Genomic DNA, 14,438 nt, shown 5'->3' on the forward strand with positions numbered 1-14,438 from the left:
TTCTGTTAGGGGCGCGGCGTTTCGCGGCGCTCCGGGCGCTGCCCCCTTCCATCAAGGCTCAAATCCGCATGTCTCTGCGCAATATCGCCATTATTGCCCACGTCGATCATGGCAAGACCACGCTCGTGGACCAGCTTTTCCGCCAGTCGGGTACCTTCCGCGATAACCAGCGCGTCGAGGAAAGGGCCATGGATTCCAACGACTTGGAAAAGGAGCGTGGAATCACGATCCTCGCCAAATGCACCTCGGTCGAGTGGGGCGAGGGCGCCGACGCGACGCGCATCAACATCGTCGACACGCCGGGCCACGCCGACTTCGGCGGCGAGGTCGAGCGCATCCTGTCGATGGTCGACGGCGTCATCCTGCTCGTCGACGCGGCCGAGGGCCCGATGCCGCAGACCAAGTTCGTGACCGGCAAGGCGCTCGCGCTGGGCCTGAAACCGATCGTCGTCGTCAACAAGATCGACCGCAGCGACGCGCGCGCCGCCGAAGTGCTCGACGAGGTGTTCGAACTGTTTCTGACCTTGGAAGCCAATGACGAGCAGCTCGACTTCCCGATCCTCTACGCCTCGGGCCGCGGCGGCTTCGCCTCGGACAGCCCCGACGCGCGCGAGGGCACGCTCGAGCCGCTGTTCAAGACGATCGTCGGCCATGTGCCCGAGCCGGGCCTGCCCGTCGACGCGCCCTTCACCTTCCTCGCGACCTTGCTCGACCGCGACAATTTCATCGGCCGCATCCTGACCGGCCGCGTCCAGTCGGGCACGGTCAAGGTCAACCAGCCGATCCACGCGCTCGACGCCGACGGCAAGGTGATCGAGGCCGGCCGCGCGTCGAAGCTGCTCGCCTTCCGCGGGCTCGACCGCGTTCCGGTCGACGAAGCCAAGGCGGGCGACATCGTCGCGATCGCGGGGCTGACCAATGCGACCGTCGCGAACACGATCGCCGACACCAGCGTCAGCGAACCGATCGCCGCGCAGCCGATCGACCCGCCGACGCTGTCGATGCGCTTTGCGGTCAACGACTCGCCCATGGCGGGCCGCGAGGGCAGCAAGGTCACGAGCCGCATGATCCGCGATCGCTTGCTTCGCGAAGCCGAAACCAATGTCGCGATCCGCATCACCGAAAGCGCCGACAAGGACAGCTTCGACGTCGCGGGCCGCGGCGAGCTCCAGCTCGGCGTGCTCATCGAAACGATGCGCCGCGAAGGCTTCGAACTCGGCATCAGCCGCCCGAAGGTGCTGTACGGCGAGGACGAGGCCGGCAAGCGTACCGAGCCCTACGAGACCGTCGTCATCGACGTCGACGACGAACATTCGGGCACGGTCGTCGAGAAGATGCAGATCCGCAAGGCCGACCTCACCGACATGCGCCCGTCGGGCGGCGGCAAGACGCGCATCACCTTCAGCGGCCCGTCGCGCGGCCTGATCGGCTATCACGGCGAATTCCTGTCGGACACGCGCGGCACCGGCATCATGAACCGCCTGTTCGAGAAATATGGCCCGTACAAGGGCGTGATCGAGGGCCGCAAGAACGGCGTCCTGATCTCGAACGGCAATGGCGAAGCCGTCGCCTATGCGCTCGGCCCCCTGGAAGAACGCGGCATCCTCTTCGTCTCGCCCGGCGAGGCGCTCTATGAGGGCATGATCATCGGCGAGAATGCCAAGCCCGACGACCTCGAGGTCAACCCGATGAAGTCGAAGCAGCTCACCAACTTCCGTTCGACGGGCAAGGACGACGCGATCCGCCTCACGCCGCCGAAGCGCATGACGCTCGAACAGGCGATCGCCTATATCGACGACGACGAGATGGTCGAGGTGACCCCGAAGAACATCCGCATCCGCAAGGCGATCCTCGACCCGCACGAGCGCAAGAAGGCCAGCCGCAAGAAGGAAGCGGCGTAAGATACAGACCGGCGGCCCCATCGGCCGCCGGTTTTTCTTTGGGCGTTACCTCTTTCCCGTTCGCGCCCCTTTTTTCCGTTTGTGTCGAGCGAAGTCGAGACGCCCATGGGGAGCGTATGCCTTCGCGTGTCTCGACTTCGCTCGACACGAACGGTTACAGGTGGATTTCCCGATAGCTGAGGTTGCGCCGTGCCCCGCCTGATCCTGTTCAACAAGCCGTGGGGCGTGCTGTCGCAGTTCACCGACAAGGGCATGACCGCGAGCCCCGACGGCCCGCGCGCGACGCTGTCCGACTATATCGACGTGCCCGGCGTCTATCCGGCGGGGCGGCTGGACAGGGATAGTGAAGGCCTGCTGATCCTGACCGACGACGGCGCGCTGCAGGCGCGGATTTCGTCGCCGAAGCACAAGATGCCCAAAACCTATCTCGCGCAGGTCGAGGGCGAGCCCGATGAAGCCGCGCTCGAAGCGCTCCGCCGCGGCGTCACGCTGAACGACGGTCCGACGCGCCCCGCGACCGTGTGCCTAATCGACCCGCCGAAGCTCTGGGACCGCGACCCGCCGGTGCGATACCGCAAGAGCGTGCCCGACGCATGGATCGAACTGACGATCACCGAAGGCCGCAACCGCCAGGTGCGGCGGATGACGGCGGCGGTCGGCTATCCCACGCTGCGGCTGGTGCGGTGGCGGATCGGGGGGTGGGAGATTGGGGATTTGGGATTGGGGGAGTGGCGGGCAGTTTGAAGGTCAGCTGCGGATTTGGCCTCGTTACCACTTTATTCGCCGGCGAGTGAGCGGCGCCAATGTCTATTGCTACAGGAAAAGGTGAGCCTATATTCTCCGTCTGGAGAGCATGAACATGGAACGACTACTTGTTTCGAATTACGATTTGCCATTTTCGGCATTCGACATAACGAGGGTGCATAGCAAGGGAGCTGACTTGTTCGGGTTAATGCTTCCTTCGAGCTCTGAACAGCCGCCCATGCTTATCGAGCGCAATAGTTTTGGCCTTGTCGTATTCCCACTATCAGGGCCGCGTAATTTTCAGAGAATTCAACTTGGCATCGGAGCACATGCCGAAGGGATATGGTTTTCCGATCCTCGAATTGCGGTCGATATTTCGAGCAGGATTAACCCGCAATCGGGAGGGCGGATCGGCGATTTATCCTTGTCTTACGGCAGCCTAAATTTGCTGATCTGGGACGGCCTAACTAATCCCCCTTTTCCTGAACCATGCCCAATGTCGATTAGCTTTGATACGGGTGACGCCAATCCGGTCGGCTTTAGTCGGTGGTCTATTTACACAGTTGTCGGAGAGCGGGAGGTGGAATTGTGGAGGCGGGGCGCGCCTGAAGCCGAGACCACTTGACTAGGCCTTTCTCGCCGGGTGTTGTCAATCTTTCTGCACCTATATCGCCACGGGAGAGGCGGCCATGAACTTCACGGAAGAGCAATTTTCGACGTGGGCTGGTCCGCCATCGGATAGCGAGAAACAGCGGATCGCGAACACTGAAAACGCAGTTAAGAAAGCAGTCGAAGCAAGCGATGCGCTGCGGAATAGAAGCGTTCGCGTGTATGCGCAGGGATCGTATCGCAACCGGGTGAATGTGCGCGCCGACAGTGACGTGGATGTGGCGGTGCTATACGATGGCGCGTTCTTCTACGACGGCATAGAGGGTCGCGCGCTCAACACAATGGGCTATGAAGATGGCGCATATAGCTATTCCCAATTCCGTACAGACGTAGGAAACGCTCTGAGAGATTATTTCAAGGATGGTGTCGTTACGGAGGGCAACAAGGCATTCGACGTCAAGGCGAATACATACAGGGTTGAAGCTGACGTTATCCCGTTGTTTGAGTTTCGTCATTTTTGGGGTGATGGGACATGGGAGACGGGTGTTGCGCTATTCCCCAAGACTGGCGCTCGGATCGTCAATTGGCACGAGCAGCATTATCGCAACGGGGTCCACAAAAATGCGGCTACGAACCGTTCCTTCAAGGGACTGGTCCGAATTATTAAAACACTGCGGTACCGAATGCTGGCCGATGGAATCGCTTCAGCGAAAACCGCACCGAGTTTCATGCTGGAATCGCTGATATATAATCTACCCGACGAGGGAATGTCCTTCAATCAATGGGTAGACGAGTTTCGGTCTGCGCTGGCGACAATTTATCATTCGACTGTGAATATAGAGGACTGCGAAAAATGGGTCGAGGTCAACGAGCTTAAGTGGCTGTTTCATGGTCAACCTTGGACTCATGCTGACGCCAACGCCTTTGCTTTGGATTGCTGGAATTATGCGGGTTATGAGTCATGATGACGCGGACCCAAATCTCGGCATTCCTATTCCTATCCGTTGCTTGTTGGGCAGTTCTCTTATGGTGGCAGGGCATTCCGTTAACATGGGCGATGCTCGCGCCGTTTAGCGGAGTGGTTGGCGCGGTTTCCGGTTTTTTGTTGCTGTTCGATGCGTGGCTTTGGCGATTGCTCATATTTCGAGGGTGGTTGCTCAAGCGACCGCTCTTGCATGGAACGTGGAAAGTGGCGCTACAAAGCGACTGGATAGACCCCGAAACTGGACAGTGCATCCCGCCGATCCATTGTTACATGGTCATTCGTCAAACAGCGTCTAAACTGAGTTTGGACCTTGTAACACGAGAATCACATTCGACAACGGTTTCGGCAGGTATTGAGGACTGTCGAAACGGGACGTTCCGGGTAAGCTGCACCTATAACAATCAACCCCGCAATTTGTACCGGCACCGGAGCGAAGTGCATTTCGGAGCGATGCTGTTGGATGTGGAGACAGTTACACCGGCCTCGCTTGAAGGTGAGTACTGGACTGATCGTAAAACAACAGGCTCGTTGGACCTCACCGAACGAAATTCGAAGGTGTGTATGACCTTCTCGCAAGCTGAAGCTCTTTTCTCCAGCTGACTGCTCGTGCCTCGTTTGCGGGGTGCTTCAGGTGCAAAGCTGTTCCAACGTTCCGAAGTGAACAAACCATAAACAAACTTCTTTCCTCATTACGCCCCTCCGCCATACCCTGTCCGGTTTGGTCTCTCGACTTCGCTCGAGACATATGGAGGAGGGCAAATCATGCAGAACCGGACACCGATCGCGGCCGCCGCCCGGCCGCCGCTTCCCGAGTTTACGCCGGTGCCGCGCAAATATCGGCACGACGGGTGGACGCCCGAGCGGCAGAAGGCGTTTATCGCGGCACTTGCCGATACGGGGTCGGTCCGCCGCGCGGCGGCGATGGTCAATATGGCGCAGACGAACTGCTATACGCTGCGGCGCGCGCCGGGGGCGGAGAGCTTTCGGCGGGCGTGGGAGGCGGCGCTCGATTTCGGGGTCGCGCGGCTGAAGGATATCGCCTTCGAACGCGCGATCGACGGCTATCTGGTGCCCGTCTTCGTCGCGGGCAAGCTGATGGGTGCGCTGGGTAAATCATGCCCCGCATGATTTAGGTCCGTCCGGGGGACGGACCGACCCGGCACACGGCGGCGGCACAATGACGCGCTGCTGATGTTTTGCCTGCGCCATTATGGGCGGGATGCGGGCGGCAAGCGCACGACGATCAACTATTTCTCGACGCGGGCGAGCGCGGGGGCGGGCGCTGCGGTTGCGGGTGTCTCGACTTCCACCATTGGTGGAAGTTTATCCCGAGCGCCTGCCAAGGCAGTCGAGGGGCTCGACACGAACGGGGCGGGCGATGCGGCGGGGGCGCAGGATGCGGCGGCGGGGCTGATCGAGGGGTTCGACGGGGTGGCGCTCGACGCACAGGCCGAGGCCGAGATCGGGGCGGCGCTGCACGCGCTCGCCGCGCGGCAGCCGGATGCAGCCATTGTTCGGCGAGCCGCGCATGATCGCGCTGACGTTCGAAGGGCGTTTCCGACGGGCTAGCTGCACGCCTCTTCGGAAGCGGGCGGTTCGTCGTAATTCCTGTCCCACCAGGTCTTCCACCGTTCCTCGAGCGCCGCGAAATCGTCGGCGGAGAGGTCGTAGGTGGTGAGGATCACCATGCCGCGGCCGTGCGGCGCGCTGTCCTTTACCGACTTGTCGGTGACGATCAGCAGCCCATTCCCCCATTGCGGGACGGTGAGCCCGATCTGCCACGCGGTGCGGTGCCACGCCTGTCCGACCACCGTGTCGCCGGTGGGCAGCGTTGCGGCGTGCGGCTGGCCGTCGGGCGTGTCGCGGAAGTCGGTGAGCCCGAGCGCCGCGATCGGCCCAGACCCGCCGCGCTTCGCATGGCCCGAGAAATAGAGCGTGCGGCGCGGCGCGAGGCCGTGCTGCTCGATCGCGAGGCGCAGTTGCTGGACGAAGCTGATCCAGCCTTCGACCATATCCTCGTAGATGCCGTCCCAGTCCTTGCCCGCGGGTTCGGCGCGCACGACACGAAAGATGGTTTCCTGGCCGCGCGGTTCGATCTCGAAGCGGTCGGGAACGCCCTCGAACCAAAGGATGCCGGCTTCCTTGTCGGCGCGGGTATATTGGAAGAAGATATAGTCGATCTCGTCGCGCAGGCTGTCGGCCTCCCAGCCGAACCAGTTGTAGAGTTTTTCGCGGTCCTGCAGCGCGTCCCACACCTGATCGGCGGGCGCGGAGATCGTCATTTCGACCAGAATACGGTCGACGGTGGGCTGTTCGGACGCTTCGGTCATTGCTGGTCTCCCTAATTGATCGCGGGGGCGCTCAAGGTGCCGGCGGCGGGATGACCGGCGATGGTGACGCGGTAGCGGCGGCCCTTTCCGGGCGGCGCGTAATCGGCGGCGATCGTCGATACCGCTTCCGACAATCGCGCCGCGAAAGCATCGAGGTCGGCGGGCCGGGCGAAGCCGACGTCGGCCTCGATCGTGAAGGTCAGGAGCCGGCTGCCCTCATCAGCGGCGGCGGCGCGCATCCGCGACACCTCGCGCACGATGCCCGCGGCGGTGCGCACGAGATGGTCGGCGGCGAAACGGTCCTGCTTGTCGACGGCGCCCGGGTCGGGCGGGGCGAGGAGCATCGGGTCGATGACGAGCGCGTCGCTCGCGCGTTCGAACAATATCTCGGTGAAGCCGCGGCGTTTGCGCGTTTCGGCTCTCGCGATCAGCCCCGCCTTTTCGAGGATGCGAAGGTGATAGCCGATCTTTTGCCGCGGCAGGCCGAGCGCCTCGCTGAGCGCCGCCGCCGAGGCGGGCTCATGCAGCCGCGCGAGCAGTTCGCGCCGCAGCGGCGACAGCGCCGCGCGCGCGGTGGCGGCGTCGTCGACGAGGGCGAGCGAGTCGGACATGCCGCGTGAGTACATTTGACAAATAAATTTGTCAATTTGGAGACGCCTGACGCTGTCCTGCGGAACCGGTCGGTGAGCGGGCGGCGGGCGCGCGGATGGGCCCGCGCGGAGGTCCGAACCGGTATCGGACGCCCGAGGCACCCCGATACCGGTCGCGGAGAGATCAGAATTTCAGCCGCGCGCCGACATAGAATATGCGGCCGTTGTCGTAGATCGCGCGCGGGCGGTCGCGCGTGCCCGAATATTGCTCGATCTTCTCGTTGGTCAGGTTCACCGCATCGGCGGTGAGCGCGATATTGTCGGTGATGTTGACGCTGACCGACGCGTCGAGCGACGACAATGCGGCCTGGTTGAGCGGCGCCGCGCGGTCGATGTCGATGAAGAATTTCGACCGGTAGTTATACGACAGCCGCGCGCTGACGAGGTCATTCTCATAATAGCCCGTGAGGTTGAGCGAATGCTTCGAATTGCCCGGGATCGGATCGCCATTGTCGGCCTTGGCGTCCGAATAGGTGTAGTTCACCACCGCGCCGAAGCCGCCCCAGATCGGGCGCGACACCTGGAATTCGAAACCCTGGTTGCGCCCGCCGTCGCCGTTGCTGCGCCGGTTGATCTGATAGGGGCAGTTGAACAGGTTCGGATTGCCGCCCGGCGCCGCGACGCAGCCCGCGGGCTCCGACCCCGGCACGAAGACGCTCGGCAGGATTTCGGTCGAGGTCGTGTTGACGATATAGGATTCGATATCCTTGTAGAAGGCGGCGAGCGCGACGATCGTCTCGCGGTCGGGATACCATTCGATCGACAGGTCATACTGGTTGGCGCGATAGGGATCGAGGTTCGGATCGCCGCCGCGGCCCGTCAGCAGCGTGCCATTGAGGTCGACGCCGGGGGTGATGTCGACGAAGTCGGGGCGCGTCACCGTCTTGCCCGCGGCGAAGCGCAACACGACCTGATCGGACAGGTCGACCGACAGGTTCGCGCTCGGCAAGATATCGGTATAGGAGCGTTTCGCGCGCGACGGGGTGAAGCCGCCGAACGGGTTGGTGAATTCGGGGTTCGCACCGCCGATAATGAAGCCGTCCGACGTCTGCTTGGTTTCGATCACCCGCACGCCGACATTGCCGCGCCAGCCGTCGCCGCCGAATTTGGCGAGGCCATAGCCGCCCCATGCCTTTTCGTTGATCGAATAGGCGTTGCCGGGGACGAGGAAGCGGTCGTTCGAGGGCGATGTTGACGCGCCGTAGATGGCGCGCAGCTTGGCGGGATCGACGCGCCAATAGTCGCGAAGCGTGCCGGGCGCGGCGATATTATCGAGGAAGTCGCCGGGCATGCCCGCGCCGGTCGCGAAATCGGCCGAGGTGCACGGCGCGCCGTTGCAGCGAAGCCCGGGCGTGAAGACGCCGCCGTTGGTTGCGAAGCGTTCGGCGACGCGGTCGTGATCGGTATATTTCAGCCCGAATTTGAGCGCGGTGAGCGGCCCCCATTCGACCTCTTTTTCAAGGTCGAGATAGACATATTTTTCTTCATCGTCGTTGGTGACCGACTGGATGCGCCCGAAATCGGGGCGTATGCCCGCCGGATTGAGCGGGTCGGGGTTCGCGTAGCTGACCTCGGGCCGGCCGCTGGTGAGGTCGTAGCTGAACGCGCCCGGGCCGGCGAATTCGATGAAATTCTCGTTACTCGTATCGCCGTTCGCCTTGGTCCAGCCCGCCTTGAAATGGACCGACAGGCTGTCGGTCGGACGGTAGGTCAGGTCGAAGTCGGCCGAGACGGTCTTGGCGACCGCCTGCCGGTCGATCGCGTCATAGACGACGCCGAAGCCCGTCGTGCCGCCGTTGGCCGAGGCGATATCGCCCGACACCGCGACACCATCCCGCACCACGGCGTTGCTGATCGTGCCGCCGCCGCCGAGCGCCTGTTCGCCCCACGCGATATAATTCTGGTTGAAGTTATCGGCGTTGAAGCGCGAGTAGAGCCCGGTGATGTTGATTTCGAGTGCGTCCGACGGGCGGAACTGGATGCCGATATTGGCGCCATAGCGTTCGCGGTCCTGTTCGAACATCGTCGAGCCGATCAGCGTCGGGACGAGCGCGTCGCCGCCGCCGACGGGGAAGGAGCGGTAGCCGAAGATTTCGAGCCCGTCGCGGCGCGTGCGGCGCTTCTGATAGATTGCGCCGACGAGGACGCCGAAGGTTTCATCGGCATTCTTCCAGCTGACGAGGCCCGAGACCTGCGGGTCGACCTTGCCCGACAGGTCCGAATAGGCGGCCTGCACCGACGCCGAGAGGGTGAGCGGGTCGAGGTCGAGCGGATTGCGCGTGATGACGTTGATCGTGCCGCCGACGCCGCCTTCCTCGACGTCGGCCTGCGGGCTCTTGTAAACCTCGAGGCGGCCGATGATCTCGGCGGGCAGGGTGAGATAGTTGAAGCTGCGCGTCGAGGCGACCTGGTCGAGGATGAACCAGTCGGCGGTCGCGACGCTGTGGCCGTTGAGCAAAGTCTTGGTGAGGTTCGGCGCGGTGCCGCGCAGCGAGACGCGCTCGCCCTCGCCGAACTCGCGGTTGACGACGATGCCGGGGACGCGCTGAAGCGCTTCGGCGACATTCTTGTCGGGGAATTTGCCGACATCCTCGGCGGTGACGACATCGGCGATCACCGACAGGTCGCGCTTCGCGTCGATCGCCTCGCGGAGCGAGCCGCGGATACCGGTGACGACGATTTCGCTTTCGGCTGCGGTGTCGGCGGCCGGGCTTTGGGCGTGGGCTGCGCTGGCAGCAAAAAGCAGCGTACCTGCGCTGGCGGATGCAAGCAGATATCTTGCATTGGTCATGTCGAGTCTCCCTCTTTTGGATCGTAGATCGAATATCTTTCCGATTTACGGGGAAACTTATACATACCAATCTAGACGTCAAGCCCCTTATGGCGCGAATACTCGTCGGTTCATGAGCATTTTTACGTGTTTTGGTATTTTATTGGTATCATTCTAATGCCTATTAGAATACTAACCAATTTTGTGCTGGGCGACTCGCAAATGCGCGCGCGGCGGTCAGAAATCGGGCAGCGACTGGCTGGCGAAACCCCAGCCCTTGAGGTCGGCGCCCGCAGCGCGTTCGAGCAGCGCGTCGGCATCCCTGATCGTCCACTGCCCCGCCTTTTCGACCTCGGCAAGCGCGTCCCAGCCGATCGGCACCGCGACGGGCGCCTGTTCGCGCGCCCGTGCCGAATAGGGCATGATCGCGGTGCTGCCGCGCTGGTTGCGGAGGTAATCTATGAAGATCTTGCCCTTGCGCTTCGCCTTGCTCATCGTCGCGACATAGCGGTCGGGCTCGGCGAGGCTCAGCGCCTCGGCGAAGCGTTTCGAAAAATCCTTGTGCGCGTCCCAGCCGTGGCCGGAATCGAGCGGGACGACGACATGCACCCCCTTGCCGCCCGACAGCATCGCGAAGCTGACGAGGCCGATGTCGGCGAGCTGGCCGCGGATGTCGCGCGCGGCTTTTTTGACGTCGGCGAAGGCGAGCCCCTCGTCGGGATCGAGGTCGAACACCATGCGGTCGGGCTTTTCGAGCGCATCGACATGGCTGTCCCAGCCGTGGAACTCGATCGTCCCCATCTGGACGCAGGCGAGGATGCCGTCGGCATCCTCGACATAGAGATAATCCTCGTGCCCCCCATCCTTCTCCCTGATCGGGACGTGATAAACATGATCGCCGAACGAGCCAGTATCATGCTTCTGGAAAAAGCATTTCTTCGCGCGCCCCTGCGGACAGCGGACAAGGCTGATCGGGCGCCGCGCCATGTGCGGGAGCATCAGCGGGGCGACCGCGGCATAATAGTCGGCAAGGTCGCCCTTGGTCGCTTTGGCTTCGGGAAAGATGACGCGGTCGCGGCTGCTGATCCTGACGTCGCTTTCCGCTTCGGGCGCGGGCTGTTTCGTTTCTGGGGTCACCTGCTTTGCCTCCTTGTCACTACGCAGGCCCAGAAAGCTCGCGTGGCGGACCGAACCGCTCGCGGTAAATTCGGCGAAGGCGATTTCGGCGACGAGTTCTGGCTTGAGCCAATGCGCTTTGCGCGCGGCGGCCGCATCGACGTCGAGCGGCGGCGTCTTGCGTTCGAGCCGCGCGAATGTCTTCGCGAGCCCGGCCATCGTATCGGCATCGAAGCCGGTTCCGACATTACCCTTGTAGACGAGCTCGCCCTTTTCATGCTGCGCGAGGAGGAGCGAGGCGAAGGCGCGCGCTTTCGCCGACGAGGGTTTCCAGCCGACGATGACGAACTCCTGCCGCCGCGTGCATTTGACCTTTACCCAGCTCTTGGTGCGGCGCCCGGCGTAAGCGGCGTCGGCGCGCTTCGAAATGATGCCTTCCTGCCCCGCGCCGCACATTGCGGCGTAAAGCTTTTCGCCCGCGCCGATGACATGGTCGGCGACCGCGACCGGCGTCTTGGCGTCGCGGAGCAAGGCTTCGAGCCTTTCCTTGCGTTCGAGATTGCCGAGTTTGGCGAGCGACGTGCCGCCTTCTTCGAGGAGATCGAAGGCGAAAAAGTGAAGGTCGGTGTCGTCGTCCTGCGCGCCGTGGCCGCGCTTGAGCACCGCCTGGAGCGAGGAGAAGTCGGGATTTCCGTCCTTGCCATAAGCGACGATTTCGCCGTCGATCAGGCACGGCGGCAGGTCGAGCACCGCGATATGGCGGACGAGCGGCGCGAACTTGTCGGTCCAGTCGAGGCCGTTTCTTGTGTAGACGCGCACCTCGCCGCCCGACGCGGCGATCTGGGCGCGGTAACCGTCATATTTGATCTCGTGAAACCAGCCATTGCCCGTCGGCACCGCGTCAACGAGCGTCGCGAGCTGGAGCGGGCGGAACTTCGGGGGCCTGCCCTTGGCGACCTTTTTGTTGTGCGCGGCGGCGGCCGCCATCTTCTTGGCGAACGCCGCGCCCTTCGTGCCCTTCAGCGATTGTTCGCCGCCTTCGTCGCCCGCGATCTCGGCCATGGTGCGGCCGGTGAGGACGCTCGTGAGCTGGCGCCCGACGAGGTCGTCGGTGCCGCCCGAATAAGCGTCGTCGACCTTGCGGAGCAGCCAGTTCTCGCGCTTTTCGCCGGGGCGCGGTTTCATGCGGACGAGCAGCCATTCGCCTTTCATGCGCTCGCCATCGAGGGTGAAATGGAGATGGCCTTTCTCGATATCCTTCGCGCTCTTGCCCGCGATCGGCGCCCAGGTGCCGCGATCCCACAGCATCACACTGCCGCCGCCATATTCGCCCTTTGGGATCACCCCTTCGAAATCGGCGTAGGACATCGGGTGATCTTCGGTGCGCACCGCGAGGCGCTTGTCGGCGGGATCGGCGCTCGGACCCTTGGTCACCGCCCAGCTTTTGAGCACGCCGTCGACTTCGAGGCGGAAGTCGTAATGGAGCCGCGTCGCATCATGCTTCTGGACGATGAAGCGGTTGCGCGCTTGACGTTTTTGGCCCTTTGCGACCTTGCCCGCGGGCTCGGGGGTCAGTTTGAAGTCGCGCTTGGCGTTATATTGGGCGAGCGGATCAGCGCGGGACATCCCCATTCTCCACTTTTGGCCCATTCTCCCTCGCTCCGTCTTCGTTGGGCCCGTCCTCCACCTCGGGCAGCCGGCGTTCGACGAAGCGCAGCAGGACGAGCAGCACCAGCGCCAGCCCGGCGGTGATGATCACCACCGCGAAATAGCCCGCGCCGCTCGCGATGCCGATCGCCGCGGTCAGCCAGATATGCGCCGCGGTGGTGAGGTTGCGCACCTCACCGCCCTTCACGATGATCAGCCCCGCAGCGATGATACCGATCGCCGCCGCCATGCCCTCGATCACACGGAGCGGGTCGATCGACGAATCGGCGCCGCCGAGCTGATGGTAGAGCGCGATCGCGACGACGGTCATCAGCGACGAACTGAGCGCGACCATCCCGTGCGTGCGCAGCCCCGCATCATAGCCCTTGAGCTCGCGGTCGAGCCCGAGCAGCAGCCCGACCAATGTCGCGACGCCGAGGCGCAGCAGCACCTGTATGTCGATCGTCTCCCACCAGAGCGCGTCGTTGAGCTCCATCAGGCGCGCTTACGCTCGGCGGTTTTTTTGGCCGGGGCCTTTTTCGCCGGGGTGTTTTTCGCGGGTGCCGTCTTCGCCCTGCCCGCCGCCGCCTTTTTCTTGCCGTCGACCGACGCCTTGAGCGCGGCCATCAGGTCAATGACGTTCGATCCGCCGCTCACCGGGCCGGGCTCCTCGACATCCTCGAGCACGCGTTTTCCTTTTGCCTTCGCCTTTTTGGCGATCACGCGCTTCAGCGCATCGACATAATGATTGTGATAGTCCGACGCGTCGAACTTGCCCGATTTCTTGTCGATCAGCGTCTCGGCGAGGTCGAGCAGATCGGCATCGGGCTTGCTGTTGCCGACATCGCGGAAATAATTGGCGGCCTTGTTCACCTCGTCGGAGTAGCGCAGCACTTCGAGCACGAGCCCCTTGCCGCACGGCCGCAGACCGACGAGCTGTTCCTGTCCGCGCACCGACAATTGGCCGAGCCCGACCTTTTTCGTGCGCTTCAGCGCCTCGCGCAGGACGATATAGGCCTCTTCGGCAAGCTCGTCGGCGGGGACGACATAATAGGGTTTGGCATAATAGAGGATGTCGATGTCGCCCGCGTCGACGAACTGGAGAAGTTCGAGGGTGCGCTTGCTGTCGAGCTTGACCGCCTCGATCTCCTCCTCGTCGAGCAGGACATAATTGCCTTTCGAGGTTTCATAGCCCTTGACGATATCATCGGTGTCGATCGGCCCGATGCCGGGCACGACCTTTTCATATTTGATGGGTTTACCGCTCGGTTCGTGAATCTGGCGAAAGCTGATCGCGGCGCCCGATTTGGTGGCGGCATAGATTTCGACGGGGATCGACACCAGCGCGAGCCGGATCTGTCCCTTCCAATAGGCGCGTGCGGCCATGGCGCTCCCTTTCGCTTTCCCCATTCGGAGTCGGAGTCCAAATGTTCGGCGCAGCGAGGGGTTCCGCCGATCGTGGCCTAGTAGAGATTGTCCTTGTAATCCTTGTCGAGCCCGCGCTGCATCAGCGCAGGATCGCGACCTGCGCCGTGCCGGGGATCAGCAGCGCCGCGGCGATGCGCGGGGCGAGCCAGCGCATCGCGCTTTCATCGACATGGTCGATCACCTTGAGGTTCACCGAGGGCGGCGTTTTCCCGAGGATCGCTTCGCGGCCCGCGACGCTGTCGATGTCGCTCATATATC

At 63.0% G+C, this 14,438-nt stretch carries 14 protein-coding genes; 7 read left to right on the forward strand and 7 right to left on the reverse strand.

The genetic code is table 11. The annotated features are described in order from the left end of the window. The first annotated feature begins 68 nt into the window (after positions 1 to 68). The 7 genes from typA to E5675_RS21635 all read left to right on the forward strand — a co-directional run bounded on the left by typA (position 69) and on the right by E5675_RS21635 (position 5,808). Positions 69 to 1,901: a translational GTPase TypA gene (typA, locus tag E5675_RS20010; protein ID WP_136176046.1), complete on the forward strand. Its 1,833-nt coding sequence runs from the start codon at positions 69 to 71 to the stop codon at positions 1,899 to 1,901. Between the two features lie 189 nt (positions 1,902 to 2,090). After that, positions 2,091 to 2,645, forward strand: a complete 555-nt coding sequence (locus tag E5675_RS20015) for a pseudouridine synthase (protein ID WP_136176047.1) — start codon at positions 2,091 to 2,093, stop codon at positions 2,643 to 2,645. 115 nt (positions 2,646 to 2,760) lie between these two features. Then, on the forward strand, positions 2,761 to 3,270 hold the full coding sequence (locus tag E5675_RS20020; RefSeq protein ID WP_168707941.1) for a hypothetical protein: 510 nt from the start codon (positions 2,761 to 2,763) through the stop codon (positions 3,268 to 3,270). Positions 3,271 to 3,334: 64 nt separating this feature from the next. Further along, positions 3,335 to 4,219: a nucleotidyltransferase gene (locus tag E5675_RS20025; protein ID WP_136176049.1), complete on the forward strand. Its 885-nt coding sequence runs from the start codon at positions 3,335 to 3,337 to the stop codon at positions 4,217 to 4,219. Beyond that, a complete protein-coding gene (locus E5675_RS20030; protein ID WP_136176050.1) occupies positions 4,216 to 4,839 on the forward strand; it encodes a DUF4175 domain-containing protein in 624 nt (207 codons plus the stop codon). The genes E5675_RS20025 and E5675_RS20030 overlap by 4 nt, the downstream gene beginning before the upstream one ends. Positions 4,840 to 5,001: 162 nt before the next feature. Continuing rightward, positions 5,002 to 5,367 (forward strand): hypothetical protein, encoded by a 366-nt coding sequence (locus E5675_RS21630; protein WP_210727570.1) that lies wholly within the window; start codon positions 5,002 to 5,004, stop codon positions 5,365 to 5,367. A 63-nt stretch (positions 5,368 to 5,430) separates the two neighbouring features. Continuing rightward, positions 5,431 to 5,808 (forward strand): hypothetical protein, encoded by a 378-nt coding sequence (locus E5675_RS21635; protein WP_210727571.1) that lies wholly within the window; start codon positions 5,431 to 5,433, stop codon positions 5,806 to 5,808. On the opposite strand, the gene E5675_RS20040 is transcribed toward E5675_RS21635, so the two are convergent. The 7 genes from E5675_RS20040 to E5675_RS21595 all read right to left on the reverse strand — a co-directional run bounded on the left by E5675_RS20040 (position 5,805) and on the right by E5675_RS21595 (position 14,433). Then, complete coding sequence (locus tag E5675_RS20040; RefSeq protein ID WP_136176051.1) at positions 5,805 to 6,569, reverse strand: SRPBCC domain-containing protein; 765 nt, start codon at positions 6,567 to 6,569, stop codon at positions 5,805 to 5,807. The two genes, E5675_RS21635 and E5675_RS20040, sit on opposite strands and share 4 nt — an antisense overlap. Before the next feature lie 11 nt (positions 6,570 to 6,580). Further along, the gene (locus E5675_RS20045; protein ID WP_136176052.1) at positions 6,581 to 7,180 is read right to left on the reverse strand and encodes a helix-turn-helix domain-containing protein; all 600 of its coding nucleotides are present in this window, start codon (positions 7,178 to 7,180) and stop codon (positions 6,581 to 6,583) included. 163 nt (positions 7,181 to 7,343) lie between these two features. Then, positions 7,344 to 10,010 carry a TonB-dependent receptor gene (locus E5675_RS20050; RefSeq protein ID WP_136176053.1) on the reverse strand — a complete coding sequence of 889 codons (2,667 nt, stop codon included), beginning with the start codon at positions 10,008 to 10,010 and terminating at the stop codon, positions 7,344 to 7,346. A gap of 216 nt (positions 10,011 to 10,226) precedes the next feature. Then, a complete protein-coding gene (gene ligD, locus E5675_RS20055) occupies positions 10,227 to 12,731 on the reverse strand; it encodes a DNA ligase D (RefSeq protein ID WP_136176054.1) in 2,505 nt (834 codons plus the stop codon). After that, positions 12,718 to 13,248 (reverse strand): MgtC/SapB family protein, encoded by a 531-nt coding sequence (locus E5675_RS20060; RefSeq protein WP_136176055.1) that lies wholly within the window; start codon positions 13,246 to 13,248, stop codon positions 12,718 to 12,720. The genes ligD and E5675_RS20060 overlap by 14 nt, the downstream gene beginning before the upstream one ends. Continuing rightward, positions 13,248 to 14,138 carry a Ku protein gene (locus E5675_RS20065; protein WP_136176056.1) on the reverse strand — a complete coding sequence of 297 codons (891 nt, stop codon included), beginning with the start codon at positions 14,136 to 14,138 and terminating at the stop codon, positions 13,248 to 13,250. The genes E5675_RS20060 and E5675_RS20065 overlap by 1 nt, the downstream gene beginning before the upstream one ends. Positions 14,139 to 14,259: 121 nt before the next feature. Then, positions 14,260 to 14,433 (reverse strand): hypothetical protein, encoded by a 174-nt coding sequence (locus tag E5675_RS21595; protein WP_168707942.1) that lies wholly within the window; start codon positions 14,431 to 14,433, stop codon positions 14,260 to 14,262. Between the last annotated feature and the right edge of the window lie 5 nt (positions 14,434 to 14,438).

The sequence above is a fragment of the Sphingopyxis sp. PAMC25046 genome, from assembly GCF_004795895.1.
Taxonomy (GTDB): domain Bacteria; phylum Pseudomonadota; class Alphaproteobacteria; order Sphingomonadales; family Sphingomonadaceae; genus Sphingopyxis.

Excerpts from the sequence above, each read along its gene's own strand:
- E5675_RS20040 (WP_136176051.1), bottom strand. The coding sequence starts at position 6,569 with ATGACCGAAGCGTCCGAACAGCCCACCGTCGACCGTATTCTGGTCGAA.
- E5675_RS20065 (WP_136176056.1), bottom strand. The coding sequence starts at position 14,138 with ATGGCCGCACGCGCCTATTGGAAGGGACAGATCCGGCTCGCGCTGGTG.
- typA (WP_136176046.1), top strand. The coding sequence starts at position 69 with ATGTCTCTGCGCAATATCGCCATTATTGCCCACGTCGATCATGGCAAG.
- E5675_RS21595 (WP_168707942.1), bottom strand. The coding sequence starts at position 14,433 with ATGAGCGACATCGACAGCGTCGCGGGCCGCGAAGCGATCCTCGGGAAA.
- E5675_RS21630 (WP_210727570.1), top strand. The coding sequence starts at position 5,002 with ATGCAGAACCGGACACCGATCGCGGCCGCCGCCCGGCCGCCGCTTCCC.
- E5675_RS20045 (WP_136176052.1), bottom strand. The coding sequence starts at position 7,180 with ATGTCCGACTCGCTCGCCCTCGTCGACGACGCCGCCACCGCGCGCGCG.
- E5675_RS20025 (WP_136176049.1), top strand. The coding sequence starts at position 3,335 with ATGAACTTCACGGAAGAGCAATTTTCGACGTGGGCTGGTCCGCCATCG.
- E5675_RS20030 (WP_136176050.1), top strand. The coding sequence starts at position 4,216 with ATGATGACGCGGACCCAAATCTCGGCATTCCTATTCCTATCCGTTGCT.
- E5675_RS20050 (WP_136176053.1), bottom strand. The coding sequence starts at position 10,010 with ATGACCAATGCAAGATATCTGCTTGCATCCGCCAGCGCAGGTACGCTG.
- ligD (WP_136176054.1), bottom strand. The coding sequence starts at position 12,731 with ATGTCCCGCGCTGATCCGCTCGCCCAATATAACGCCAAGCGCGACTTC.
- E5675_RS20060 (WP_136176055.1), bottom strand. The coding sequence starts at position 13,248 with ATGGAGCTCAACGACGCGCTCTGGTGGGAGACGATCGACATACAGGTG.
- E5675_RS21635 (WP_210727571.1), top strand. The coding sequence starts at position 5,431 with ATGTTTTGCCTGCGCCATTATGGGCGGGATGCGGGCGGCAAGCGCACG.
- E5675_RS20020 (WP_168707941.1), top strand. The coding sequence starts at position 2,761 with ATGGAACGACTACTTGTTTCGAATTACGATTTGCCATTTTCGGCATTC.